This window comes from Rhodopseudomonas palustris (assembly GCF_003591005.1).
Taxonomy (GTDB): domain Bacteria; phylum Pseudomonadota; class Alphaproteobacteria; order Rhizobiales; family Xanthobacteraceae; genus Rhodopseudomonas; species Rhodopseudomonas palustris_K.
The window spans coordinates 178314-203882 of sequence record NZ_QYYD01000010.1 but is presented as its reverse complement, the minus strand read 5'-3'; the positions used below and the strand labels follow the sequence as shown (position 1 = coordinate 203882).

Below are 25569 nucleotides of genomic sequence, written 5' to 3'. Positions count from 1 at the left end.
GCGGCGGCGCCCCCACACCCCCCGCGCATCTGACGATGCGCGTCGACCTCTCCCCGCGCGCGGGGAGAGGTGACATCCGTGCACGCCGCGTGGGCGATCGGATCATTTCTCCTCCGGCCAATACAACCGCATCGGGTTGTCGACCAGTAGTTTGCGTTGCAGTTCCTCTGTGATCGCGATGTGCGGGATGAAGTCGACCAGGAGGCCGTCGTCGGGCATGTGGTCCTTCAGGTTCGGGTGCGGCCAATCGGTGCCCCATAGCACACGGTCCGGGAAAGTCTCGACGATGCGGCGGGCGAACGGGATGACGTCGCGATAGGCATTCTGCTCGCCGTTCAGCGCCGGCGGGCCGGACACCGACAGCCGCTCCGGGCAGCTGACCTTCGACCAGACATTGCCGTGCTCGCGCATGAACTTCACGAACAGCTCGAACTCGGGGCCGTCGACCGGCTTGGTGACGTCCGGCCGGCCCATATGGTCCACCACCACGGTGGTCGGCAGCGCGGTGAAGAAGTCCCACAGCTCCGGCAGGTCGACCGCCTCGAAATAGATCACCACGTGCCAGCCGAGCTTGGCGATGCGCTCGGCGATCTCGACCAGTTCGTCCTTCGGGGTGAAATCGACCAGGCGCTTGACGAAATTGAAGCGCACGCCGCGGACGCCGGCGTCGTGCATCGCTTTCAACTCGTCGTCGGTGACGCTGCGGCGCACCGTCGCGACGCCGCGAGCCTTGCCGTTCGAGTTCACCAGCGCATCGACCATCGCGCGGTTGTCGGCGCCGTGGCAGGTCGCCTGCACCACGACGTTACGGGCGAAGCCGAGATGATCGCGCAGCGCATACAGCTGCTGCTTCGACGCGTCACACGGCGTGTATTTGCGCTCCGGCGCGAACGGAAACTCGTCGCCCGGCCCGAACACATGGCAATGCGCATCGACGGCGCCGGCGGGCACCTTGAAGGTCGGCTTCGACGGGCCTTGGTACCAGTCGAGCCAGCCGGGGGTCTTTTCGAATTTCATTCCGTTACTCGTCTCAAGTCAGCGCCCGTTCAAGGCGCTCGTTGAAGTCATCGTATTTGACTCGCCTCGGCCTCTCGCTCCCCTCCCCCTTGCGGGGAGGGGTCGGGGGTGGGGGTCCCCAGGCACAGTGCCCGTGAACGCCCACCCCGGCCTCCGCTTCGCTCGGCCGACCCTCCCCGCAAGGGGGTGGGGGACCAACAGCGCTTCGGGTCAAAATTCGGATCAGGGCTTTCGCTCTTGGTCGGCCTTCACCCTCACCAGAATCCGATCAGCCTCTGTCCGCCAGTCCGCACTCCGCGCAAACGCCTTGTCGCCGCGCGTCCCGAACAGCCCCTCATCCGCCAGATCCGCCACCCACGCCTGCCGCTCCGCCGTGCCTTGCGCCGACCACGGCTTGAGCCCCACGTCGCGCACCGTTTCGGCGACTTCGCGGACTTCCTCGGCGCGGCGGCGGCCGTGTTCGATCACGCGCTGGAAGAAGTAGGCGCCTTGCTTCTCCCAATCGATCGACGGAAACGTCTCCTGCAGCGAGGCGATCACCGCGTCCTCGACGCCATAGGCGCGGGCGGTGGTGAAGCTCTCGATCACCATCGCCTCGAGGCCCTTGATCATGATGCTGCGGCACATCTTGGTGGCGGAAGCGACGCCGAGCTGATCGCTGGCCGGCTTGGCGGCAAAGCCGAGCGCATTGATCAGAGGCGCAAGCTCGGCCGCGTGCGGCCCGCCAAGCAGCAGCGGCACCTTGATGCGATAGGGCGGCACCGAGGTCATCACCGCGCCCTCGACATAGCGGCCCTGTTCGCCGTCAATCAAAGCTGCGGCGCGCTGCTTGGCGCCAGGTGAGGCCGAGTTGAAGTCGAGAAACCAGGTGCCTTGATTCAGCGCCGCGGCGCAGGCTTCCGCCACCGCGACGGTCTGGCTCGCCGTCACGGCGGAGATCAGGAAGTCGCTACGCGCCGCCAGATTGGCGTGCGACGACGTCAGCGTCACGCTGTGGCGAGCGGCGTGCTCGCGCAGCGGTCCGCCGCGGTCGTCGCTGAGCTTGACGTCATAGGCCGCCACCTTGACGCCCTGCGCGCGCAGATCCTCGGCGAGAATCTTGCCGACCTCGCCATAGCCGACGATCCCGACCAGCCACTGTTTCGGGTCGCTGCTCATCAGTCGATGTACTTCAGGCCGGCTTTTTCCAGCGGCTCGCGCATCTTGTACATGTCGAGGCCGAGCACGCCGGACGCCAGCTTGGCGCGCTTGTCGGCTTCGTTGGCCTCGCGGGCTTCGGCGGCGTCGGCCGCCATCTGTGCCACCGCAGCCGGCACGATCACCACGCCGTCGTCGTCGGCGATCACCACGTCGCCGGGCGTCACATGCGCGCCGGCGGCCACCACCGGAATGTTGACCGAGCCGAGCGTCGCCTTGACGGTGCCCTTGGCGTGGATCGCCTTCGACCATACCGGAAACTTCATCTGCGTGAGATCGCGGACGTCGCGGACGCCGGCGTCGATGATCAGGCCGAGCGCGCCGCGGGCGTGGAAGCTGGTGGCCAAGAGATCACCGAAGAAGCCGTCGGTCGAATCCGCCGTGCAGGCCGCCACCACGACGTCGCCGGGCTGCAGCTGTTCGGCGACCACATGCATCATCCAGTTGTCGCCGGGCTGCAGCAGCACGGTAACGGCGGTGCCGCAGATCTGCGCGCCCGGATAGATCGGCCGCATGTAAGGATGCATCAGGCCGACGCGGCCCATCGCCTCGTGCACGGTGGCGACGCCGAAGCGCGACAATTTCTCGACCGCCGCCTTGTCGGCGCGGCTGATGTTGCGCTTGACGATGCCGAGATCGTTCATCCGCACGGTCATTGTTACTTACCCTTCGCTTTCAGCGCCGCATCGAGCCGCGGATAGACGCGGCGCGCGTTGCCTTCATAGATCTGCTGCTTCTCGTCCGGCGTCAGAATCTTGGAGGCCTCGATGTAGCGCTTGGTGTCGTCGTAGTAGAAGCCGGTCTGCGGATCGATGCCGCGCACCGCGCCGATCATCTCCGAGGCAAACAGCACATTGTCGACCGGGATCACGGTGTTGAGGAGATCGATGCCGGGCTGGTGATACACGCAGGTGTCGAAGAAGATGTTGTTGAGGACGTGATCCTCGAGCAGCGGCTTCTTCATCTCCTGCGCCAGACCGCGGAAGCGGCCCCAGTGATACGGCACCGCGCCGCCGCCGTGCGGAATGACGAATTTCAGCTCGGGGAAGTCCTTGAACAGATCGCCGGCGACGCACTGCATGAAGGCAGTGGTGTCGGCGTTGAGATAGTGCGCACCGGTGGTGTGGAAGCAGGCGTTGCAGCTGGTCGAGACGTGGATCATCGCCGGGATCTGCAGCTCGACCATCTTCTCGTAGATCGGGTACCACTGCCGGTCGGTGAGCGGCGGCGAGGTCCAGTGGCCGCCGGACGGATCGGGATTGAGGTTGATGGCGACGAAGCCGTACTCCTTGACGCACTTCTCCAGCTCGGGAATGCAGGTCGCAGGGTCAACGCCCGGCGATTGCGGCAGCATCGCGGCGCCGATGAAATTGTCGGGAAACAGCTGCGAGACGCGGTAGCACAGCTCGTTGCAGATCGCCGCCCAGGTCGAGGACACGTTGAAGTCGCCGATGTGGTGCGCCATGAACGAGGCGCGCGGCGAGAACACGGTGAGATCGCTGCCTCGCTCCTGCATCTTCTTGAGCTGGTTGTCGATGATCGAGGCGCGCAGTTCGTCGTCCGAGATCTTCAGCTCGGACACTTTCGGCATCACGGACGGATCCTTGATGCCGGCGATCTGCCGGTTGCGCCAATCCTCCAGCGCCTTCGGCGCGGTGGTGTAGTGGCCGTGAATGTCGATGATCATCGGGTGTCCTCGTCGGTCTATCGGTTCGTCATTGCGAGGAGCGAAGCGACGAAGCAATCCAGCTCAGTGCACGGGGCCCTGGATTGCTTCGCTTCGCTCGCAATGACGGATGTTCATATCTCAGCCCGCCCGCCGCAGCGTTGCATCCGCGGTCTGTTTGCCGCCCCACACCGCCGCCGGCACCATCGCGTCGCCGCGCATCAGCAGCCGGGCGGTGCGCAGCAGTGCGGCGCGGGTGACGTCCTGCGGGTTGGCCGGGTCGACCTCGATCTCGACCGAGAATTCGCCGGTCGGATGCTCGACCGAAATCTGCTTCACTTGGCCGTCCGGCACGATCGCGATGCCTTCGGTGACGCTGCCCTTGAGCACGCAGGCGGTCGCCACCGTCACGGCCGCGAGCACCCCGATGGCGTCGTGGCAGACATGCGGGATGAAGCTGCGGGTGGTGATGCTGCCGCCGGCGCGCGGCGCGGCGATCAGCGTCATCTTCGGATAGTTCTTCTTGGTGACGTCGCCAAGTTGCATCGCATGGCCGCAGGCGATCCGCAGCGTTTCCAGCCGCGCCTTCAGCTCGGTGTCGGCATTGAGTTCTTCGACGCTCTCATAGCCGGTGCGGCCGACGGCTTCGGCCTTGAACATCACCAGCGGCATGCCGTTGTCGATGCAGGTCACTTCGACGCCGTCGATCACGTCGCGGACATTGCCGGTCGGCAGCAGGCTCGGCGCGACCGAGCCGGCGGTGTCGAGGAAGTTGATCTTGATCGGCGCCGAGGTGCCGGGTGCGCCGTCGATGCGCGCGTCGCCGTCATAGGAGACGTGGCCGCCCGGCGTCTGCACCGTGATGTCGCACTGCATGTCGGTGTTGAGCGTCAACACGCGCAATGTCGTGGTGTCGCCCTGCGGCTTGATCATGCCGGTCTCGAGCGCGAACGGCACCACGGCGGCCAGCATATTGCCGCAGTTCGGCGTGGTATCGACCGTGTCCTTGTCGGGCTGCAACTGGGCGAACAGGAAATCGAGATCTACGCCGGGCTTAGAGCCTTTCGACACAATACCGACCTTGCTGGTCAGCGGATGCGCGCCGCCGAGGCCGTCGATCTGGCGCCGGTCGGGCGAACCCATCACCGCGAGCAGCACTTTGTCGCGCGTCGCGATGTCCTGCGGCAGATCGGCAGCGTTGAAGAACGGGCCACGCGAGGTGCCGCCGCGCATGAACAGGCATGGGATCGCGGTTTGCATCCGTTTCCTTCCCGGAATTGTTCTTTGTATTTTGGCCCCGGCGGCCCGCAGGCGCCACCGTGCCGTATCTATAACAGCTATCGGCTTAAGGCATGGCGACAGCATGACGCCATGCCGATTTGGCAGATGAGCGATGCGTCAGTTCGGCAGGCTGCGCGCCAGCTCGGTCAGCAATCCCATCGTGTACTGTGCCAGCGGCGTCGGCCGCTTGGTGGCGGACACTGCCAGGCACAGCGCACTCGTGGCTTCCGGCGATACCAGCCGGCGCAGGCTAAGCTCGGCGCCGCGTGGTGAGGCAGCGACGCCGCTCGCGGTCAGCACCGCGTGGCCGTAGCCGGCACAGACGAGTTCGATGATCGATGGCACGCTGCTGACTTCCCAGGCGATGTCGAGCTTGACGCCCGCCAGCGCCGCCTGGGTCTCCAGCAGCCGGCGCATCGCGTGGACGCGCTCGGGCACAATCAACGGGTAGTTCGCCAGCTCTTTGAACGGCAGCGGTGGTGCCGCCTGGCCGCGCTGCCGCGGCGGCACGTAGCTGACAAGGCCGAGCGGCTCCTGCAGCAATGGCGTGATCTCGATGCCGGACTGCGCATCCGGATTGTACACCAGCCCGACGTCGGCGCGGCCGGTTGTGACCCATTCGACGATGTGGCTCGACAGCCCCTCGACGATCGCCAGCCGCGCGTCCGGCAGTTCGCGCTTGAAGCGGTCGATCAGCGGCAGCGTGAGCTGCCGGCCGATCGAGGGTGGCAGCCCGATGGTCACGCGGCCGACCGGCGCGCCGCGGCTGGCGCCGAGGTCCTCGCGCGCATGCGCCACCATCTGCATGATGCCGACGCTGTGGTCGAACAGCCGGCGTCCGGCCTCGGTCAGCGCGACGCCGCGGCCGTTGCGCAAGAACAGCTGCTGATTGAGTTCGGTCTCCAGGCCGCGAACCTGCCGGCTCAGTGCCGGCTGCGCGATGTCCAGCATCATCGCCGCCTTGCTGAACGAGCCGAGCTCGGCCACGCGCATGAAATATTCGAGCTGCTTCAGATTCATCGGAACGCCCTGGCCAAGCTGGCCGTCACTGTTTCTCGATCCCGGAGGCGTCGATCACGGCTTTCCATTTGTCGATATCCGATTTCAGCCGTACGGCGAGTTGATCCGGTGTCGAGCCGCGGGCGTCGACGCCGAGATCGAGCAGCTGCTTCTTGAGCGCCGGATCGGCGAGGATCTCCTGCAGCGCGCCGTTCAGCGTGCTGATCACCGCGGGCGGCGTGCCGGCCGGCGCGAACAGTGCGTTCCAGGATTCGATGCTGACTTCCAACCCGTTCTCTCGCAGCGTCGGGACGTCGGGCGTGATCTTCGAGCGCAGCGGTCCGGAGGCGGCGAGCGCGCGGATCTTCCTGTCGACGAGACTGCCCTTCAGGGCCGAATAGCTGTCGATCGCCAGGTCGACATTGCCCTGCAGCAGCGACACCAGCACTTCGGGCGTGCCCCGATGCGGGATGGTGACGGCGTCGATCCCGGCCGCGGTCTTGAACATGCCGGCCGCGAGGTTCTGCGTGCTGCCGAGATTGATGGTGCCGATGTTGTAGCGGCCGGGGCTCTGCTTGGCGGCCTTGACGAAGTCTTCCATCGTCTTGAACGGCGCGTCGGCGCGGACCACGAACAGGAAGTCGAACACGCCGAGGCTGGAGATCGGGGTGAAGTCCTTGACCGGATCGAACGGCAGCGTCTTGAACAGCGACACGCTGATCGCGGTGCCGTTGGACAGCAGCGCCAGCGTCGAGCCGTCGGGCTGCGACGAGATCACCGTGCGGGCCGCCGCGATGCCGCCGGCGCCGGGCTGGTTCTCAATGTAGAAGCGGCTGCCGAGCTTGGCTCCAAGCTTTTCTGCCACCAGGCGCGCGGTGATATCGGCGACGCCGCCGGCGGCGAACGGCACCACGATCCGCACCGGCCGCGACGGGTACAGGCTCTGCGCTGCGGCGCTGCGCACCGGCTGAAGTGCGCCGGGCAGGGCGAGAGACGCCGTCAGGGCGGCGAGACGGAGGATGCGGCGTCGGCTGATCATGGGCATCTTCTGACGATAGTCCAAAGCGGGCCGATTTCACAATAACTGCAAGCAATTGGCCGAAGCCGGCGAACGCATGGCGCGGCGCAGCAGCGGCGCCCGGGCTGCGGCGCCCGATTGACGCTATGGCCGGCACAGTGCAGACCCTGATGCCTCTTCGTTCGTCAGGTCATCAGAGCTGTGGAGTGTCCGATGTCGCAGCCGCCGCTGTTTCGCCCGTTCACCCTGCGGGGCATCACCGCCAAGAACCGCATCCTGATCTCGCCGATGTGCCAGTACTCGGCGGTCGACGGCATCGCCAGCGATTGGCACCTGGTGCATCTCGGCAAGTTCGCCCAGGGCGGCGCCGGCATCGTGATGGTGGAAGCGACCGCGGTGACGGCGAACGGCCGCATCACCCATGGCGACCTCGGGCTGTGGCACGACGGCCAGATCAAGCCGCTGGAGCGGATCGCGGCGTTCCTGCGCGATAACGGCGCGGTGCCGGCGATCCAGCTCGCGCATGCCGGCCGCAAGGCCAGCATGCAGCGGCCTTGGTACGGCAACGCCGCGCTGACCGCGGAAGATCGCGCGCGAGGCGACCAGCCGTGGCCGATCGTCGCGCCGAGCCCGATCCCGATGGAGGAGGGCTGGCTGACGCCGCAGGAATTGTCCGAGGACGAGCTCGAGCGGTTGCTGGACGCCTGGCGCGCCGCGACGCTGCGCGCCGTCGAGGCCGGCTTCGAGATGCTCGAAGTGCACTGCGCCCACGGCTATCTGCTGCACTCGTTCTTGTCACCGCTGTCCAACATGCGGACCGACCAATACGGCGGCGACCGCGCCGGCCGGATGCGATTTCCGCTGCAGGTGATCGAGACGGTGCGGGCGGCCTGGCCCGACACGCTACCGCTGTCGGTGCGGGTGTCGTCGGTCGACGGCGTCGAGGGCGGCATCGAACTCGCCGACTCGGTGGCGTTCGCCCGCGAGGCCAAGGCGCGCGGCGCCGATATCATCGATTGCTCTTCGGGCGGGCTGCTCGGCTCGGCGACGGCAGCGCGCATCCCGCGCGGCTACGGCTTCCAGGTGCCGTTCGCCGAATCCATTCGCCGGGAGGCCGACGTTCCGACCATCGCGGTCGGGCTGATCCTGCATCCCGATCAGGCCGAGAAGGTCGTGGAGCAGGGCCAGGCCGATCTGGTCGGCATCGGCCGCGAGGCGCTGTTCGATCCGAACTGGCCGCTGCACGCGCAGCTCGAACTCACCGAAGCCGACGACCAGCTGTTCGCCGATTGGCCCAAGCAATACGGCTGGTGGCTGGAGCGCCGCGAACCCGGCCTGCGCAAGCTCGACGGCTGGAAGCTGCCGTATCGGCGGGGGTGATTTTCGTCATTGCGGGAGAATGACTTATAGCCGCGGCTCGTAGGATGGGTTGAGCGCTCGCGAAACCCATCGCGCCGCGCCGTGACGCCTGATGGGTTTCGCTACGCTCAACCCATCCTACAAGTCGTGGTGCTCGCTCATTCGTAGGATGGGTTGAGCCCTTGCGAAACCCATCGCGCCGCGCTGTGACGCCTGATGGGTTTCGCTGGCGCTCAACCCATCCTACGACTCGTTACTTACCAGCCGCAGCTGTTGCAGCGCGGGCGGACTGGGGCGTAAGTGGTGTAGCCCGGCGAGACCATTTCGACGCGCTCGCGGGTGGCGTATTGCGGCGGGACGCGCTCGTACTCGACGCCGCCGGGCGAGACCATCACGGTCTTCGGCACCATCACGGTGCGGTACTCTGGCGGCGTTCGATGCGCGACGACGCGGCCGGGCGCGACCATCACGGTTTCCTGCACCGACTGATACTGCGGCGGCACATATTGCTGCTGATAACACGTCTGGCACGGCGGCGGCGTGTAGCAGCCGTAACAGGCGGATGCGGCGGTCGGCGCCAAAACGGCCGCGGTTGCGGCGGAAGCGATCAAGGCGAGTGCAGTGCGGGTCATCATGAGCGTCCTCGTGGGCGTGGATAATTCGGACGCGATCATTGGGTTCGCGGCTTCGCGCCGTCAACGACTGAGCAAAATCAACCTTTACGGAGATCATTAACGGCCGCTTGTCACGAGGCGTGAGGTCGTCACGATGCCGTTGGCGAGTTGTTAGTAATCAGTCGGCGCAGCGGCTGTCCGTTGACTACGCCAGGGCCTTCGCGGCGGCGCGGCCGGCGCTGCGTCCCGAGAACAGGCAGCCGCCCAGGAACGTGCCCTCCAGCGAACGATAGCCGTGCATGCCGCCGCCGCCGAAGCCGGCGGCCTCGCCGGCCGCGTAGAGCCCGGGAATGATCACGCCGGCGGTGCCGAACACGCGGCCGTCGAGATCGGTCTCGAAGCCGCCGAGCGTCTTGCGGGTCAGGATGTTGAGGCGCACGGCGATCAGCGGACCGTAAGCGGGATCGAGGATCTTGTGCGGGTTGGCGGTGCGGATCAGCCGGTCGCCGATGTAGCGGCGCGCATTGTGGATGTTCATCACCTGCGCATCCTTGACGAACGGATTGTCGATCTCGCGGTCGCGCGCCTCGATCTGCGTGCGCAGGTCGTCGAGCCTCAGCAGGTTGTCGCCGCTGAGTTCGTTCATGGCGCTCACCAGATTGGGCAGGTTGTCGCGCACCACGAAGTCGGCGCCCTGCGCCTTGAAGGCCTCGACCGGCGCGGGCGCACCCTTGTTGGTGGCGCGGCGCGCGGTCATCAGCCAGCTCTTGCCGGTCAGGTCCGGGTTCTGCTCGGAGCCCGACAGCGCGAACTCCTTCTTGATGATCGCCTGGGTCAGCACGAACCAGGAGTAATCGTAACCGGTCGCCATGATGGCGTGGAGCTGGCCGAGCGTGTCGGAGCCGGGGAACAGCGGGGCCGGCAGCCGCCTGCCGGTGGCGTCGAACCACATCGACGACGGGCCGGGCAGGATGCGGATGCCGTGGCGCGGCCAGATCGGCGCGAAGTTCTGCAGGCCTTCGACATAGTGCCACATCCGGTCGCGGTTGATCAGCCGCGCGCCGGCCGCTTCGGTGATACCGATCATGCGGCCGTCGACGTGTTCGGGCACGCCCGAGATCATTCGGCGCGGCGGCTTGCCGAGCCGCGGCGGCCAGTTCTGCCGCACCAGCTCGTGATTGCCGCCGATCCCGCCCGACGCCACGATCACCGCCTGCGCCCGCAGGCTGAACGCGCCGACGATTTTGCGCGAACTGCTGGCGCCGCGCTCGACCTGCGTCGGCTCCAATATGGCGCCGCTGACGCCTCCGATCACGCCGTTGGTCACCGTCAGCGCGTCGACCCGGTGGCGGAAGCGGAAGCTTAGCCGGCCGGCCGCCTGCGCGGCGTAAGCGCGGCGCACGAACGGTTCGATCAGGCCGGGGCCGGTGCCCCAGGTGACGTGAAAGCGCGGCACCGAATTGCCGTGGCTCATCGCGTCGTAGCCGCCGCGTTCGGCCCAGCCGACCACGGGGAAGATGCGATGCCCCATCGCGCGCAACCAGCCACGCTTCTCGCCGGCCGCGAACCCCAGATAGGCTTCGGCCCAGCGCCGCGGCCAGCGGTCCTCGTCGCGATCGAAGCCGGCGGCGCCGAGCCAGTCCTGCAGCGCCAGGTCGTAACTGTCGCGGATGCCGAGCCGGCGCTGCTCCGGCGAATCGACCAGGAACAGTCCGCCGAACGACCAGAATGCCTGGCCGCCGCAATTCTGTTCGCCTTCCTGATCGAGCACGATCACCTTGCGACCGGCGTCGGCGATTTCGGTTGGGCGACGAGGCCGGCCAGACCGGCGCCGACCACGATCACATCGGCATCTGTTGGCATCAGCGTTCCCCCGGCACCGATTGAAGCGTGCGCGATGAGCAACGGTCAATTGCTTTCGGCGTCGCGCATGTTTCAGTTTGGGACCTCGCCGCCGAACGGGTGCAGCCCGCCGGCAACACTCGATTTGAATTTAAGTCGAGCCGTCGTTGCGATCTGGACAAAAACCCGATCCGAAATCACGCTGACGATGTGCTGAATCAGCGACGCTGCATCACCGGGCTGATCGGACGCGGGACGCGATTTGGAAGCGAACTAATCGGGGCGGGCCATGAGATTGCTGACGGGGTTGATTGCGGCTGTGCTCCTGGTCGCGGGCGTGGGGTCGAGCCACGCGGTGGTGCGGATCGCCGACGATCGCGGCGGCCGGATCGGAACCTACGTCGACAAGTATCAGGGCCTGCGCAGCTCGGGCGAGACCGTGGTGATCGACGGGCTGTGCGCCTCGGCCTGCACCATCGTGCTCGGTGCCGTGCCGCACGACAAGATCTGCGTGACCTCGCGGGCCAATCTCGGCTTCCACGCCGCCTGGGACATGGGCCAGAACGGCCGGGCGATCACCAATCCCGAAGCCACCCACATGTTGTACACGATGTATCCGGCGGAAATCCGCCGCTGGATCGCCAAGCGCGGCGGTCTGACGCGGCAGATGATCTTCCTGCGCGGCAAGCAGCTGATGTCGATGTATCGCCCGTGCTATATGGACGCCCGCGCTTCAGCGGACCGCTGAAGCCCGCGGTCTTCGCCACGCTCCGCATGACGTGATCTGCCGCGGCGGCGTGGCGCTTGCCGCCCGCGGCGCCGCACTCTATGGCTGCGGCATTCGCGGCCGCGCGCCGCGTGCCCTGCCGGGCGCGAACGTCTCGCTTCGTCGACCGGTGTCCGACGCGAGGATCCTGCCATGGCCGCTGAAGCCCGATCGACCCGCCCGCTCGTCATCATCGCGGCGTTCGCCGGCAGTCTGGTGGTCGGCCTCGTGGTGGTGCTGTGGCTGCTCGGCGGCCTGAACAAGGTCGCGGCGCCGTCGTCGATCGGCGGCCCGTTCCAGCTCACCGACCAGAACGGCCAGACCGTCACCGAACAAAGCCTGAAGGGCAAGCCGACGCTGATGTTCTTCGGCTTCACCCATTGCCCCGACGTCTGCCCGACCGCGCTGTTCGAGATCTCGCAGGTGCTGCAGGCGATGGGTAAGGACGCCGACCGGGTCAACGCCTATTTCATCTCGGTCGATCCGGAGCGCGACACCCCGGCGGCCATGAAGGATTATCTGTCGAGCTTCGATCCGCATTTGAAGGGCCTGACCGGCACGCGCGAAGCCACCGACAAGATCGAGAAGTCCTACCGGGTCTACGCCAAGAAGGTCGAGACCAAGGACGGCGACTACACCATGGACCACACCGCGCTGATCTATCTGATGGACAAGGACGGCAACTTCGTCGCGCCGTTCAATCTCAAACGGAAGTCCGACGAGGCCGTCGCCGATCTGAAGCGCTATCTGTAGCCGACGCTTGACGCGACCCCGGCGATTGGGCTCGCCGGGCAACCCCATGGGTGGTCTTTTCCCAGTAGTGCGGCGACCACACGAATTGCCAGACCGCGCGCCAGGCCGCGGCCGACAGGCACAGCCAATACAGCGGCGTCAACAGCAGCACCGGCGCCAGCCGCAGCCGCCGACGGCGTGCCAGACCGGCGAGGCCGACCACGATGGTGGCGACGTAGCCGGTCAGGAATGCGAGATGGTGCAGCGCTGCTGGTCGTTCCGGTTGCAGCCAGTCCGGCAGCGGCACGACCTGTCCCGCGGCGGCGATAGCCACGATGCCCAGCAGCACCGGATAGGCCAACGCCGTGACCACATTGCCGGCGACCAGCAGATTGAGCGTCGCAATGCCACGGCCGCCGATCTCGCGCCACAGCCGCAGCGGATGCCGCATGTGCACCAGCCAGGTCTGGATGAAGCCCTTCATCCATCGGGTCCGCTGCGGCAGCCAGTTGCGCAGCGTGATCGGCGCCTCTTCGAAGGTGGTCGACGCGAACGCCGCCGCGCCATAGCCGAACCGGGCCAGACGAAAGCCGAGGTCGGCGTCCTCGGTGACGTTGAACGGATCCCATCCACCGACCGCGCGCAGTACGGACACCCGGAAATGATTCGAAGTGCCGCCAAGCGGCAGCGGCATGCGCAGCGCGGTCATCCCGCGCAGCACCAGGTCGAACTGCCCGGCATATTCGGCCAGGAAGGTGCGCGACAGCCAGCTGTGGGTGAGGTTGTCGATGCTGAGGCTGGCCTGCACGCAGCCGGTGGCCGGGCCGTGCTGATCGAAGGCGTCGAGCGCGGCGCGCAGCTGCCCCGGTTCCGGCCGATCCTCGGCGTCATAGACCGCCAGAATCTCGCCGCGCGCGAAGGCAAGTGCGTAGTTCAGTGCCTTCGGCTTGGTCTGCGGGCCGAACGGCGGCGCGATCAGCACGCGCAGATGCGGCCGCGGCTTCAGCCGCGCCAAGGCGGCGCGGGTGGCGAGATCGTTCGGCTCCAGAACCAGGATGATGTCGAGCTTTTCGTGCGGATAGTCGAGCGCCTCCAGCGCCGCGACCAGGTCGGCGACCGTCCCGGCTTCGCGGTAGAGCGCCGCCACCAGCGTGTAGACCGGCAGCGTCTCGTCGAGACGGCGCAGCCGGCGGCGCGGTGGTCGGATCGGCCACAAGCCTGCGATGAGCCGTAGCCCCGCGAAGCCGATGAACCACAGCGCCAGCAGCGTAGCGGTCGCCGCAGGCGCAAACCACGGTACGCCGGCCAGCCCTCCAGTCACCAGCGCACAGCGCAGCAGACGCTGTCGCCACAACGTCGCCGAGCGCTCGCCTGTGCTCGCCGAAAGCATCGGCCAGCGCCGCCGCAGACCAAATGCCGCCGACCGTCCGATGGCGACCCGGCCGTGCTGCTCGAGAAAATGTTGCAGCGCCGCCGCGGATGTCAGCCGCAGCGGCGCCGTCGGCCATTTCGCCCGCCGTCGGCATAATGCCCGCGCCGGGAACCGAACCGTCGGCGCGACGACGTGGCTCAGCTCGCCGTGCTGCCGCAGCGGGATCACGCCGGCCCTCGCAGCGGCTGCGATCTGGTGGTCGGGCAGCGGGCAGTCCGCACGCGGTATCAGTGTCAGATCGATCAGCGGAATGCCGAGATGGCCGGCCAGCCGCGACAGATACGCATCCTCGTCGATCACGCCCCATTGGATCAGGACCCGCTCGGCGCTGATGCCGAGATCCTCGGCCCGGCGAGCCGCGGCGTTCAGCAGCCCCGCCGCAAGCACGCCGCGCAGGCAGGCCAGCTCGGGAGCTGCATCATCATCAATCCGTCGGCCGCAATCACCACGCTGATGCTCTGACTTGCCGACGGTCGGCGGGGCCGGCATCCAGTAGCGCAAGAAGCGTGGCCGCTCGACCCAGCGTGCCGCCGCACCGTCGGCAACCTGATCGTCTTCGGGCCGGTCGCGATCGACCATGGGGCGCTCTTACGCAAACACAACGTGCGGCCAGAGTAGTCACAGCAGATCGAGGAGAATGATACTAAGCAATCACGGATCGAGCTGATCGACAATTCCGGGTGTGCCCGGACGCGGCGTGCTGAGCTACGCCGGCCGCCAAAGCATGTTCAGCACCGGCCGGCCGGAGCTGTTCGTCTCTTCGCCGGTCACTGCGAAGCCATGCCGGCGGTAGAATTTGATAGCGCGGTAATTATCGGCGTTGACCTTCAGGGTGATTTCATCCGGCGAGCGTAGTTTCACTTCGTCGACCAGCGCCTCGGCGACGCCCCAACCCCAATGCTCCGGTTCGACGACCAGCTGATCGAGATACCCGGCCTTGTCGATCGTCACGAATCCGATCATGCCGCCGCTGGTCTCGGCAACGATGATCTCTGCGCTGGGCACGAGCTCGCCGCGCCAGCGTTCGCGCCACCAGTCGACGCGTTTGTCGAAGTCGATCGCCGGATAGGCCAGCCGCCAAGTCCGCAGCCACAGCCCGATCGCGGCGTCTTCGTCGTCGGCACGGTAGGGGCGGAGGGTGAAGGCCGTGGTCATGTGGCTGCTCCACTCCTCACCGGAGTCACTCCGGGGCGGGCGCAGCGCAGCTGCGTACGCACCCGGAATCTGAGAACGGCACAGCATTCGAGATTCCGGGTTCGCGCTTCGCGCGCCGCGGAATGACGACCGTGGGAGCTGGGTGCAGCCATCATCACCGCTCCGTCAGCTTCAGCTCGATGCGCCGGTTGCGTTTGAAGGCGTCTTCGGTGTTGGCGGTGTCGAGCGGCTGGAATTCGGCGAAGCCGGCGGCGAGCAGACGCTGCGCGGGCACGCCGAGCGTGATCATGTATTGCACAACCGCAATGGCACGCGCGCTCGCCAATTCCCAATTCGACTTGAAGGCGCCGGTGATCGGCCGTTTGTCGGTGTGGCCGTCGACGCGGATCACCCACGGGATTTCGTCCGGGATCTTCTTGCCGATATCGAGCAGCGCCTGCGCCACTTTGTCGAGTTCGGCGCGGCCCTTGGGCAGCAGCACTGCCTGGCCGGTGTCGAAGAAGACTTCGGACTGGAACACGAAGCGGTCGCCGACGATGCGGATGTCGGGCCGATCGCCAAGAATGGCGCGTAGCCGCCCGAAGAATTCCGAGCGGTAGCGCGACAGCTCCTGCACCCGCTGCGCCAGCGCGACGTTGAGCCGCGTGCCGAGATCGGCGATGCGGCCCTGGGATTCCTTGTCGCGCTTCTCCGAAGCGTCGAGCGCCTCCTCAAGCGCCGCGAGCTGCCGGCGCAGCGCGGCGATCTGCTGGTTCAGCACCTCGACCTGTGCCAGCGCGCGCGCCGAAATCTGCTTCTCCGAATCCAGCGCCTTGCCGAGTTCGCCGGCGCGTCCGGCGGCGTCGCTGCCGGCGCCGGCGAGGCCGTCATACAGGCTCTTGACCCGGTCGCGCTCGCCTTCCGCGGCGGTGAGGCCGGCGCGAACCTGCGAGAGCTGATCCTCCAGGTTCAGCTTGCCGAGCTTCTCCAGCGACAACAGTTCGTTGAGCTGGGAGATCCTGGCGTTGAGCTCCTGCAGCGCCTTGTCCTTGCCGGTGACCTCCTGCGACAGGAAGAACTGCACCACCAGGAACACCGACAGCAGAAACACGATGCCGAGGATCAGCGTCGACAGCGCGTCGACAAATCCCGGCCAGTAGTTGAACCCGACCTCCTGCCGCCGCCCGCGTCCGAGCGCCATCAGCGCTCTCCTGCTGATCGCAGCGCCGCCGCAGGCAGCGCGCGCTCCCTCGCCCCGCTCTTGCGGGGAGAGGGGTGGGGTGAGGGGCGACGCGGGCACGGAGTCTCTTCGGCGCGGAGGCGCCCCCTCACCCGGATCGCTGACGCGATCCGACCTCTCCCCGCGCGCGGGGAGAGGTTGCGCAGTGCTTGGGGCTGATGCAGTGAGAAGACCATCAGCTCTTCTCCCGCTGGCGCACCATGATGGTCAGCAGTTCCTTGATCTCGCGGTTCTGCTCGCCCTGGGCATCGGCCCATTCGCGGATCATCTGCTGCTCGTTGCGCATATGGGCGACGAGGTTCTGGATCGCGTCGGCGAGGTTGGCCATCGCGGCCGTGGTGGCGCGGTTGGCGCCGCCGTCTTCCATGGTCAGCCGCAGCCGTTCGATCGCGGTCTGCAGTTCGGCACTGCCGGTCATCCCGCCCTCGGGCGCGGCGCCGCGCACCGTCGAGGCCAGCCAGTCTTCGAGATCGGTGTAGAAGCGATTCTGCGCCTGGCTCGACTGCAGGTCGAGAAAGCCGAGGATCAGCGAGCCGGCAAGGCCGAACAGCGACGACGAAAACGAGATGCCCATGCCGCCGAGCGGCGCGGCGAGGCCTTCCTTCAGCGTATCGAACAACGAGCCGGCGTCGCCCGTCACCTTCAGCCCGCTGATCACGCCGCCGATCGAGCCGACGGTTTCGATCAGGCCCCAGAACGTGCCGAGCAGGCCGAGGAACACCAGCAGGCCGGTCATGTAGCGTGAGATGTCGCGCGCTTCGTCGAGCCGGGTTGCGATCGAATCGAGCAGATGCCGCATGATCTGCGGCGAGACCGAGATGCGGCCGTTGCGCTCGCCGCCGAGCATCGCCGCCATCGGGGCCAGCAGCGTCGGCCGGCGGTCGAGCGCGAGGCCCGGATCGCTACGGCGGAAATTGTTGACCCAGGCGACTTCGGGATACAGCCGGATCACCTGCCGGAACGCCAGAACGATGCCGATCGCCAGCACTGCGAGAATCAGTGCGTTGAGCCCGGGATTGGCCAGGAACGCCGCCAGCGCCTGCTTGTACAGCACCACCGCGATCAGCCCGCACAGCACCAGAAAGACCAGCATCCGCACCAGGAAAATCCGCGGCGACGACAGCTTGGTGAGTTCGATCTCCATCGTCGAGCGGGAAGAGGGGCTAGATGCCATCGCGCGTTCGTTCTCCGGTTTGCCGGAAGCGGCTGTTTCAACCAATATGGCACAGTGCGACGCGGAAGGAAGTGTCAGCAGAGGTTTTCCGCTACTGCTCACCCGTCACCAGACGCTGGGTCCGACCGGTGAAACTCGCCGTTCCGCGCGACCGTATGTCGGCTGCATGGCGCGGGCATGAAGGACTGACGATGACGGTTTTGTATCTCGAAGCTCTGGTGGCGATCGCGATCGCGCTGGGCCTGCTGATGGCGGGCGCCTGGCTGGTGCAACAAAAGACCGGAAATTCAGGCTGGGTCGACACCATCTGGACATTCTCGCTCGGCCTTACTGGCGCCGCCGCGGCGCTGTGGCCGGTGGCTGGCGCAGCGCCGAATGCGCGACAATGGCTGGTCGCGGCGCTGGTGGTCGCCTGGTCGGTGCGGCTCGGCTCGCACATCGCGGCGCGCACCCGGCACATCACCGACGATCCGCGCTACGCCGCCTTCGCCAAGGATTGGGGCGCAGATGCGCCCAAGAAGATGTTCGTGTTCCTGCAGCAGCAGGCCTACGGCTCGGTGCCGCTGGTGTTCGCGATTTTCGTCGCCGCTCGCGCGCCGGCTGGGGAGTTGCGGCTGCAGGACTGGCTCGGGCTCCTGATCCTCGCGATCGGCATCGCCGGCGAGGGGCTGGCCGATTCGCAGCTCAAGGCGTTCCGGGAGAATCCCGCCAACAAGGGCAAGGTCTGCGACGCAGGTCTGTGGCGCTGGTCGCGGCATCCCAACTACTTCTTCCAGTGGTTCGGCTGGCTGAGCTATCCGGTGATTGCGATACCGTTCAGCGATCCGTTGTCCTATCCATGGGGCTACGCGGCGCTGCTGGCGCCGCTGTTCATGTACTGGATCCTGGTCCACGTCACCGGCATTCCGCCGCTGGAAGAGCAGATGCTCAAATCACGTGGCGAGCGCTATAAAGCGTATCAGGCGCGAACCAGCAAGTTCTTCCCGCTGCCGCCCGGAGGCTGAGCCGGACTATGAGCTTTGTATCTTCGATCATCGGCGTCGCCGAGCGCGTAGCACTGCCGGACGCGGTGATCCGCGCCGGCATCAACCGGCTGTGCGCCCGCACCGCCGCGAAGCTGGCCCACGGCAACGAGGCCGCCGACGCCGCCTTCGCCCGCGAGATGGCGTCGCGCGCGGTCGCCGAACACACCGACGAGGCGAACGCCCAGCACTACGAAGTGCCGGCCGCGTTCTTCGGCAAGGTGCTGGGGCCGAACCGCAAGTATTCGTCCTGCTTCTATCGCGAGGCCGACACCAGGCTGGCGCAGGCCGAAGACGAAGCGCTGCGCATCACCATGGAACACGCCGATCTGCGCGACGGCCACTCGATCCTCGAACTCGGCTGCGGCTGGGGCTCACTGTCGCTGGCGATGGCGCGGCATCTGCCGAACTCGCGCATCGTCGCGGTGTCGAACTCGGCGTCGCAGCGGCTCTACATCGAGAGCGAAGCCGCGGCGCGCGGGCTGCTGAACCTGCGCGTCGTGACGTGTGACATGAACGCGTTCGATCCGGGCGAAAAATTCGACCGCGTGGTTTCGGTCGAGATGTTCGAGCACATGATGAACTGGCGCGCGCTGCTCGGCCGCATCCGTGGCTGGCTCGCTCCGGGCGGATCGCTCTTCATCCACATCTTCACGCACCGCAGCGGCGCCTATCTGTTCGATCGCGCCGACCGCGACGATTGGATCGCGCAGCATTTCTTCACCGGCGGCGTGATGCCGAGCCACAAGCTGATCCGGCAATACGCCGATGTTTTCCGCATCGACGAGCAATGGCGCTGGAGCGGCCGGCACTATCAGCGAACTGCCGAAGACTGGCTGGCGAATTTTGACAAGCACGAGACCGAGATCGAGTCGATCCTGCGCCCGGTCTATGGCGACGACACCGCTCTGTGGATGCGGCGCTGGCGCTGGTTCTTCCTCGCGACCTCGGGACTGTTCGGCTATGCCGACGGCGACGAATGGGGCGTCAGTCACTATCGACTGAAGCCGGTGTGACGAGCCTGACCAGAAATCTCACTTGATTTGCTAACACACTCCGTCATGGCCGGGCTTGTCCCGACCATCCACGCCTTTTCGGCGTCACCGTCAGCAAGGCGTGGATGCCCGGCACAAGGCCGGGCATGACGCGTGGAGACGGAGGCGCCCAAACTAGAGGGTGGTGTGAACTCGACCTCGATTTTGCGGTCAGCCCTAAGGAGCGCGCTGGGTTGGCGTATGTTAGCGCTCCGGTTCACTTTCACGACTTGTTGAAGGGCGGCTAAGCGGCCGCGCCGCCCGCGGAAATTGTTTAACGATCAGATAACTACACAAGACTAATGATGCGGAACCGGCTAGTATGCCGGTTTGGAATTGATCCGGCGCAATGCAGCCGGCGGTACTCGCGTCTAGTTTTCCGGCTCAACAACAGCAGGAGATTGGCGTGTATTTAGCTTCGCTTGGTTCACTTGTGTTGTTCCTGGCCTGTGCGGTTCCAGCCGCCCTGATCGCGTATCTGGTTCTCGACGACATCCGGCAGAGAGTATTCCGGCGCGCGCAGGTGCGGCATCCGGAGCCCGTGATTGTGACTGCTCCGGTGCAGTCGTCCAGGTCCGGCTGGTTCGCCTGGGCGAACTCCTGATCTCGCACAACGCGGCGCACCCGCCGCGCTCCAACGGGTGCATTCGATCAACCACCACAGTGAGGATGAAGCCTTGACCATTGTTGTATTGATCGCTGCGATCTACGTGCTGGTCGGCCTGATCGGCCTCGTTGCGCTGGTCTATGGCGGACGCGAAATGGTGTCCGAGACCGCGCGCTGGAAGCGCTTCGACGAAGCGCACTATTGGGACGACGCCGCCGAAGACTGGCGCCCGCACGACCATCTCGCGGGCCATGCGCGCTGAGGCAGCGCGTCCGGCTGCTGCTCGATCTGCTCCGCTCAAGATCTGCCGGCATCCACCTGATCGGGTGGGTGCCGGCTTTTTATTGGGCGGCGTCCGGCGACGCGTGAGACTATCGCTTTCGACAACAGCCTCTCCACTGTCATTGCGAGCGAAGCGAAGCAATCCAGCCCGGTGCACGGCGCTGGATTGCTTCGTCGCTCCGCTCCTCGCAATGACGGGGAGGTTCCGTACCCGACCATGACAGCGCAGATACTCAGCCCTACGGACACGTCGGCGGCGTATCGTCCGACCATTCCGGGGCGGCGAGGTCGAGGTCGTCGAGGCCGAGCAGGCCGATGGCGCGCAGCGCGAGGTGGTCGATCATCTCGGTGATCGAACGCGGCCGCTGATAGAACGCCGGTGAGATCGGGGCGACGATGCCGCCGATCTCGGTAACCTGCGCCATGCTGCGGATATGGCCCAAATGCAGCGGCGTCTCGCGGAGCATCAGCACCAGCCGTCGTCGCTCCTTGAGTTGTACATCGGCGGCGCGGACCAAGAGATTGTCGAGATTGCCGGTGGCGATCGCCGACAGGGTGCGGATCGAACACGGCGCCACGATCATGCCGGCGGTGCGGAACGAGCCCGAGGCGATGCTGGCGCCGACGTCATTGATCTCGTGATGGCGATCGACGATCTCGATGGTGTGCTCGAGCGCCTTCGGCCCGACCTCATAGGCGATGGTGCGCTCCGCCGCCGACGACACCACGAGGTGGATCTCGCAGTCGGTGGTCGCGAGCAGTTCGACGATTCGCAGGCCGACCGCGGCACCTGACGCGCCGCTGATGCCGACGATGATGCGGCGCGGCGCGCTCATCGCAGCAGCCGGCGCGGCGCCGCGCCAGGTGTCGGCGCCGGGCTCAGCCCGAGGCTGGTCCACATCGCGTCGACCCGCGCGATCACGTCCTTGTCCATTTCAAGCACCTTGCCCCACTCGCGCTCGGTCTCGGTGCCGATCTTGTTGGTGGCGTCGATCCCCAATTTGCCGCCGAGGCCGGATTTCGGAGAGGCGAAGTCGAGATAATCGATCGGGGTGTCGCTGATCGACACCATGTCGCGCGAGGTATCGCTGCGAGTCGACACCGCCCACATCACGTCGGCCCAGTCGCGGACGTCGACGTCGTCGTCGACGATGATGAGTAGTTTGGTGTAGCTGAACTGCGGCAGCATCGACCATAGCCCCATCATCAGCCGCCGCGCCTGGCCTGGATAGCGCTTCCTGATCGACGCCACCGCGATCCGGTAGGAGCAGGCCTCCGGCGGCAGCCACAGATCGACGATTTCCGGAAATTGCCGCCGCGCCACCGGCAGGAATACGTCGTTGAACGCTTCGCCCAGCCGCGACGGCTCGTCCGGCGGGCGGCCGGTGTAGGTCGACAGATAGATCGGATTGCGCCGCATGGTGATCGCGGTGATCCGCATCACCGGGAATTCCTCGACCGCATTGTAGTAGCCGGTGTGATCGCCATACGGCCCTTCCGGCGCGGTCTCGGCCGGCGACACATAACCTTCCAGCACGATCTCCGCATCGGCCGGCACGCTCAGCGGGATCGACACGCACGACGTCAGGCTCGGCCGCTCGCCGCTCAAGAGGCCGGCGAACTTGATCTCCGACACCGTCTCCGGCAGCGGCAGCACCGCGGACAGGATCATCGACGGATCGGCGCCGATCACGATCGCCACCGGCATCTCGCGGCCCTCGGTCTTCCATTGATGATGATGCTTAGCGCCGCCGCGATGCGCCAGCCAGCGCATGATTAGGCGATCCTTGCCCAGCACCTGCATCCGGTAGACGCCGACATTGTCGGTGCCGTGCACCCCCGGCGCCGGCTTGGTGAACACCAGCCCCCAGGTGATCAGCGGCGCCGGCTCGCCCGGCCATGGGATCTGCACCGGCAGCCGCCCGAGATCGATCGCGTCGCCGGTCAGCACCACGTCTTGCACGGGTGCGGACTTCGCGGTCTTGGGCCGCATCGCGAGCGCCGCGCGCGCCATCGGCAGTTTGCTCAGCGCATCGGTCAGACTCTGCGGCGGCGCCGGTTCGCGCATTTCGGCGAGCGCCTCGCCGAGCCGCGACAGATTCTCCGGCAAGATGCCGAGCCCCCACGCGACCCGCTCGACGGTGCCGAACAGATTGACCAGCATCGGCATCGCCGACGGCGTGCCGTCGGCCTTGACCGGATGTTCGATCAGCAGCGCCGGCCCGCCGGCGTGCAGCACGCGGCGATGAATTTCGGTGAGGTCGTGGACCACCGACACCGGCTTGTGGATCCGGTGCAACTGCCCGCGGGATTCCAGATAGGCGGTGAAAGCGCGGAGGTCCGGAAAAGGCGGTTTGACGCGGCTGAGCATGGTGTCTCCGTGCGGACACCCTGTGGTCAGCACCTGCGATCGGAGCTGTCTTTGATCAGGCGCAAAGAAGTACCGGCGGGACTCGCTAAACGAATGGTTCCTCATAAGGTGGCTCATGTCGGTATCCAGTTCGTCCGTCTCCAGGATGCCCGCGCCGCTTGCCCTCGCAACGCGGGTTCTGCCGCTGTTGCCCCTGCAGGTGTTGCTCGGCATTTGCCTGCGGGAGATCCGCAGTCGGCATCCCCGCATCTTCGATCGCCTCGGCACCCACACCGGCAAGCGCTACGGCCTGGCGCCGACCGATCTGCCGCTCGCCTTCGTGCTCGAGCCGCGGCGGATGAATCCGCGCGTCACCGTGGTGCGCACGCTGCCGCCCAACATCGACGCCCGGATCGCCGGCCCGCTGTCGGCGCTGATCGGCATGACCGACGGCTCCTATGACGGCGATGCGCTGTTCTTCTCGCGCGACATCGAAATCGATGGCGACATGGAAGCCGTGGTGGCGCTGCGCAACGCGATCGACGACTCCCGCGTCGATTTCCTGAAAGAGTCGGTGGCGTGGTTCGGCCCGCTGGCGGCGCCGATCGAACGGATTCTGCGCAGCCTGGTCGGCGCGCAGCCGAATTATCGTGAAGAGCTGGGCGCCAGCGGCGGAGGTTAGCGCATGGAATTGATCTGTCCGGCCGGCACGCCCGCCGCATTGCACGACGCCGTTGCCGCGGGCGCCGACGCGATCTATTGCGGCTTCAACGACGAAACTAACGCGCGAAATTTTCCGGGGCTGAATTTCAGCCGGCAGGAAATGCGCGAGTCGATCGCCCACGCGCATCGCTACGGCGTCAGCGTGTTGGTGGCGATCAACACCTTCGCGCGCGCCGGCAATGTCGAACTGTGGCAGCGTGCGGTCGACGATGCGGTCGAGGCCGGCGCCGACGCCGTGATCCTCGCCGACGTCGGCGTGATGGATTACTGCGCGCGCAATCATCCGCAGCAGCGCCTGCACGTCTCGGTGCAGGCCGCCGCCGCTAACGCCGATTCGATCAGGTTCTACATCGACAGCTTCAACGCCAAGCGCGTGGTGCTGCCGCGCGTGCTCAGCGTGCAGGAGATCGCGGCGATCACCAAAGAGGTGGATTGCGAGACCGAAGTCTTCATCTTCGGCGGGCTGTGCGTGATGGAGGAGGGCCGCTGCTCGCTGTCGTCCTACGCGACCGGCAAGTCGCCCAATATGGACGGCGTCTGCTCGCCCGCCGGCGCGATCCAGTATCGCGAGGAGAAGGGCGCGCTGGTGTCGCGGCTCGGCGAGTTCACCATCAACAAATTCGCCAAGGGCGAGGCGGCGGCCTATCCGACCCTGTGCAAGGGCCGCTACCAGACCGATGAGGGCTGCGGCTATCTGTTCGAGGATCCGGCCTCGCTCGACGCCACCACGATGCTGCCGGACCTGCGCGCCGCCGGCGTCGCAGCGCTGAAGATCGAGGGCCGCCAGCGCGGCCGCGCCTATATCGAGCGCGTGGTGAAGACCTTCAAGGACGTCCTCGGCGCGATGGACGAAGGCCGTCCGCTGCCGGTCGACGCGCTGCGCGGCCTCACCGAGGGCCAATCCACCACCACCGGCGCTTACAAGAAGACCTGGCGCTGATTCTCGAACGCTGATCGCGTCCCGCGCATCGCGCCGGCGATCGACCACCCGATGCACAACGAGGCGACCCCCATGCAACTCACGCTCGGACCGGTGCTGTATAACTGGAAGCCCGAGGAGTGGCGCGACTTCTACTTCCGCATCGCCGACGAAGCGCCGGTCGACAATGTGGTGGTCGGCGAGGTGGTGTGCTCGAAGCGCCAGCCGTTCCTGGAGCCGCATATCCCGGCGGTGGTCGAACGCCTCGCCGGCGCCGGCAAGACCGTGCTGATGGGCTCGCTGACGCTGATGTCGCTGCCGCGCGAGCGCAAGGCGATGGCCGAGCTTGCGGGCGACGACAGCTTCCCGATGGAAGTCAACGATCTCACCTGCCTGGGCATGCTCGGCGGCAGGCCGCATGCTATCGGCCCGTTCGTTAACATCTACAACGAGGCGACCGCCGGTTACTTCGCAGCACGCGGCGCGACGCGGATCTGCCTGCCGCCGGAGCTGCCGCTGTCGGCGATCCGCGCCATCGCGCGCTCGCAGCCGGAGGTGACGTTCGAGGTGTTCGCATTCGGCCGTGTGCCGCTGGCGATCTCGGCGCGCTGCTATCACGCAAGGCTCAACAAGCTGTCCAAGGACAACTGCAAATTCGTCTGCGACCAGGACCCCGACGGCCTCGCGGTGACGACGCTCGACGACGAGCCGTTTCTGGCGATGAACGGCGTGCAGACGCTGTCCTACACCTGCGCCAGCCTGCTCGGCGACATCGACAAGCTGAAGGACGCCGGCGCCCGCTCTCTACGTCTGTCACCGCAGCAATGCGACATAGTGGCGGTAGCCAGGCTGTTCCACGAGGTGATCGACGGCAAGCTGAGCGCCGCCGACGGCGCGCTCCAGCTGGAGCAGCTCTATCCGCTGCGCAAGTCGAACGGTTTCCTGTTCTCCAAGCCCGGCGCCGCCTTCATCACCGACAGCGGCGATGTGCGCAGGATCGTGCCGGCGGCGTAGCAATGGGTCCTGCGCCAGACGTAGCGCACAGCATCGCACCAACCGCCACCGTCATCCTCCGCGAAAGCGGAGGATCCAGTACGGCGGTGCGCCGATTGTAAAGCAACGCTCTGGAATACTGGGTCGCCCGCCTGCGCAGGCGATGAC

Annotated in this window: 23 protein-coding genes and 1 pseudogene; 9 read left to right on the top strand and 15 right to left on the bottom strand. The window is 66.5% G+C overall.

The window, feature by feature from the left end:
- Positions 1 to 102: 102 nt before the first annotated feature.
- The 7 genes from D4Q52_RS12010 to D4Q52_RS11975 all read right to left on the bottom strand — a co-directional run bounded on the left by D4Q52_RS12010 (position 103) and on the right by D4Q52_RS11975 (position 7205).
- Positions 103 to 1017, bottom strand: coding sequence for an amidohydrolase family protein (locus D4Q52_RS12010; protein ID WP_119856778.1), 915 nt, complete (start codon positions 1015 to 1017; stop codon positions 103 to 105).
- A 222-nt stretch (positions 1018 to 1239) separates the two neighbouring features.
- Positions 1240 to 2175 (bottom strand): DUF1932 domain-containing protein, encoded by a 936-nt coding sequence (locus D4Q52_RS12000; RefSeq protein ID WP_119856776.1) that lies wholly within the window; start codon positions 2173 to 2175, stop codon positions 1240 to 1242.
- Entirely contained in the window at positions 2175 to 2870 is a 696-nt protein-coding gene (gene ligK, locus D4Q52_RS11995) for a 4-carboxy-4-hydroxy-2-oxoadipate aldolase/oxaloacetate decarboxylase (protein WP_119856775.1), read from the bottom strand. The genes D4Q52_RS12000 and ligK overlap by 1 nt, the downstream gene beginning before the upstream one ends.
- A gap of 2 nt (positions 2871 to 2872) precedes the next feature.
- Positions 2873 to 3901, bottom strand: coding sequence for an amidohydrolase family protein (locus D4Q52_RS11990; protein ID WP_119856774.1), 1029 nt, complete (start codon positions 3899 to 3901; stop codon positions 2873 to 2875).
- Positions 3902 to 4021: 120 nt separating this feature from the next.
- Positions 4022 to 5140, bottom strand: a complete 1119-nt coding sequence (locus D4Q52_RS11985; protein ID WP_119856773.1) for a 4-oxalomesaconate tautomerase — start codon at positions 5138 to 5140, stop codon at positions 4022 to 4024.
- Positions 5141 to 5278: 138 nt separating this feature from the next.
- The gene (locus D4Q52_RS11980) at positions 5279 to 6181 is read right to left on the bottom strand and encodes a LysR substrate-binding domain-containing protein (protein WP_119856772.1); all 903 of its coding nucleotides are present in this window, start codon (positions 6179 to 6181) and stop codon (positions 5279 to 5281) included.
- A 25-nt stretch (positions 6182 to 6206) separates the two neighbouring features.
- Positions 6207 to 7205, bottom strand: a complete 999-nt coding sequence (locus tag D4Q52_RS11975; RefSeq protein ID WP_119856807.1) for a Bug family tripartite tricarboxylate transporter substrate binding protein — start codon at positions 7203 to 7205, stop codon at positions 6207 to 6209.
- 186 nt (positions 7206 to 7391) lie between these two features.
- On the opposite strand from D4Q52_RS11975, the gene D4Q52_RS11970 reads away from it, so the two are divergent.
- Positions 7392 to 8558 (top strand): NADH:flavin oxidoreductase/NADH oxidase, encoded by a 1167-nt coding sequence (locus D4Q52_RS11970; protein ID WP_119856771.1) that lies wholly within the window; start codon positions 7392 to 7394, stop codon positions 8556 to 8558.
- Between the two features lie 236 nt (positions 8559 to 8794).
- On the opposite strand, the gene D4Q52_RS11965 is transcribed toward D4Q52_RS11970, so the two are convergent.
- Together D4Q52_RS11965 and D4Q52_RS11960 are read right to left on the bottom strand one after the other, a co-directional pair.
- Positions 8795 to 9169, bottom strand: a complete 375-nt coding sequence (locus D4Q52_RS11965) for a hypothetical protein (RefSeq protein ID WP_119856806.1) — start codon at positions 9167 to 9169, stop codon at positions 8795 to 8797.
- Positions 9170 to 9356: 187 nt separating this feature from the next.
- A pseudogene (locus D4Q52_RS11960) lies at positions 9357 to 11014 on the bottom strand (FAD-binding dehydrogenase).
- 268 nt (positions 11015 to 11282) lie between these two features.
- On the opposite strand from D4Q52_RS11960, the gene D4Q52_RS11955 reads away from it, so the two are divergent.
- Together D4Q52_RS11955 and D4Q52_RS11950 are read left to right on the top strand one after the other, a co-directional pair.
- Entirely contained in the window at positions 11283 to 11741 is a 459-nt protein-coding gene (locus D4Q52_RS11955; protein ID WP_119856770.1) for a hypothetical protein, read from the top strand.
- Between the two features lie 171 nt (positions 11742 to 11912).
- Positions 11913 to 12512: an SCO family protein gene (locus D4Q52_RS11950; RefSeq protein WP_119856769.1), complete on the top strand. Its 600-nt coding sequence runs from the start codon at positions 11913 to 11915 to the stop codon at positions 12510 to 12512.
- On the opposite strand, the gene D4Q52_RS11945 is transcribed toward D4Q52_RS11950, so the two are convergent.
- The 4 genes from D4Q52_RS11945 to D4Q52_RS11930 form a co-directional block, all read right to left on the bottom strand.
- Positions 12463 to 14502, bottom strand: coding sequence for a glycosyltransferase (locus D4Q52_RS11945; RefSeq protein ID WP_119856768.1), 2040 nt, complete (start codon positions 14500 to 14502; stop codon positions 12463 to 12465). The genes D4Q52_RS11950 and D4Q52_RS11945 overlap by 50 nt on opposite strands.
- A gap of 126 nt (positions 14503 to 14628) precedes the next feature.
- Complete coding sequence (locus D4Q52_RS11940) at positions 14629 to 15078, bottom strand: GNAT family N-acetyltransferase (RefSeq protein ID WP_119856767.1); 450 nt, start codon at positions 15076 to 15078, stop codon at positions 14629 to 14631.
- 154 nt (positions 15079 to 15232) lie between these two features.
- Positions 15233 to 16258: a peptidoglycan -binding protein gene (locus D4Q52_RS11935; RefSeq protein WP_119856766.1), complete on the bottom strand. Its 1026-nt coding sequence runs from the start codon at positions 16256 to 16258 to the stop codon at positions 15233 to 15235.
- Positions 16259 to 16472: 214 nt separating this feature from the next.
- On the bottom strand, positions 16473 to 17471 hold the full coding sequence (locus D4Q52_RS11930) for a flagellar motor protein MotA (protein WP_119856765.1): 999 nt from the start codon (positions 17469 to 17471) through the stop codon (positions 16473 to 16475).
- Between the two features lie 191 nt (positions 17472 to 17662).
- On the opposite strand from D4Q52_RS11930, the gene D4Q52_RS11925 reads away from it, so the two are divergent.
- From D4Q52_RS11925 to D4Q52_RS11910, 3 genes are all read left to right on the top strand, one after another.
- The gene (locus D4Q52_RS11925; RefSeq protein ID WP_119856764.1) at positions 17663 to 18475 is read left to right on the top strand and encodes a DUF1295 domain-containing protein; all 813 of its coding nucleotides are present in this window, start codon (positions 17663 to 17665) and stop codon (positions 18473 to 18475) included.
- Positions 18476 to 18483: 8 nt separating this feature from the next.
- Complete coding sequence (locus D4Q52_RS11920; protein ID WP_119856763.1) at positions 18484 to 19509, top strand: SAM-dependent methyltransferase; 1026 nt, start codon at positions 18484 to 18486, stop codon at positions 19507 to 19509.
- Positions 19510 to 20204: 695 nt separating this feature from the next.
- Positions 20205 to 20396 (top strand): hypothetical protein, encoded by a 192-nt coding sequence (locus D4Q52_RS11910; RefSeq protein WP_119856804.1) that lies wholly within the window; start codon positions 20205 to 20207, stop codon positions 20394 to 20396.
- A gap of 259 nt (positions 20397 to 20655) precedes the next feature.
- On the opposite strand, the gene D4Q52_RS11905 is transcribed toward D4Q52_RS11910, so the two are convergent.
- A complete protein-coding gene (locus D4Q52_RS11905) occupies positions 20656 to 21252 on the bottom strand; it encodes a UbiX family flavin prenyltransferase (RefSeq protein ID WP_119856803.1) in 597 nt (198 codons plus the stop codon).
- Complete coding sequence (locus tag D4Q52_RS11900; RefSeq protein ID WP_119856762.1) at positions 21249 to 22787, bottom strand: UbiD family decarboxylase; 1539 nt, start codon at positions 22785 to 22787, stop codon at positions 21249 to 21251. Before D4Q52_RS11900 ends, D4Q52_RS11905 begins: the two co-directional genes overlap by 4 nt.
- 115 nt (positions 22788 to 22902) lie before the next feature.
- On the opposite strand from D4Q52_RS11900, the gene ubiT reads away from it, so the two are divergent.
- From ubiT to D4Q52_RS11885, 3 genes are all read left to right on the top strand, one after another.
- Entirely contained in the window at positions 22903 to 23448 is a 546-nt protein-coding gene (ubiT, locus tag D4Q52_RS11895; protein WP_119856761.1) for a ubiquinone anaerobic biosynthesis accessory factor UbiT, read from the top strand.
- A gap of 3 nt (positions 23449 to 23451) precedes the next feature.
- Positions 23452 to 24429 carry a ubiquinone anaerobic biosynthesis protein UbiU gene (gene ubiU / locus D4Q52_RS11890; RefSeq protein WP_119856760.1) on the top strand — a complete coding sequence of 326 codons (978 nt, stop codon included), beginning with the start codon at positions 23452 to 23454 and terminating at the stop codon, positions 24427 to 24429.
- A 72-nt stretch (positions 24430 to 24501) separates the two neighbouring features.
- On the top strand, positions 24502 to 25422 hold the full coding sequence (locus D4Q52_RS11885; RefSeq protein WP_119856802.1) for a U32 family peptidase: 921 nt from the start codon (positions 24502 to 24504) through the stop codon (positions 25420 to 25422).
- Positions 25423 to 25569 lie beyond the last annotated feature (147 nt).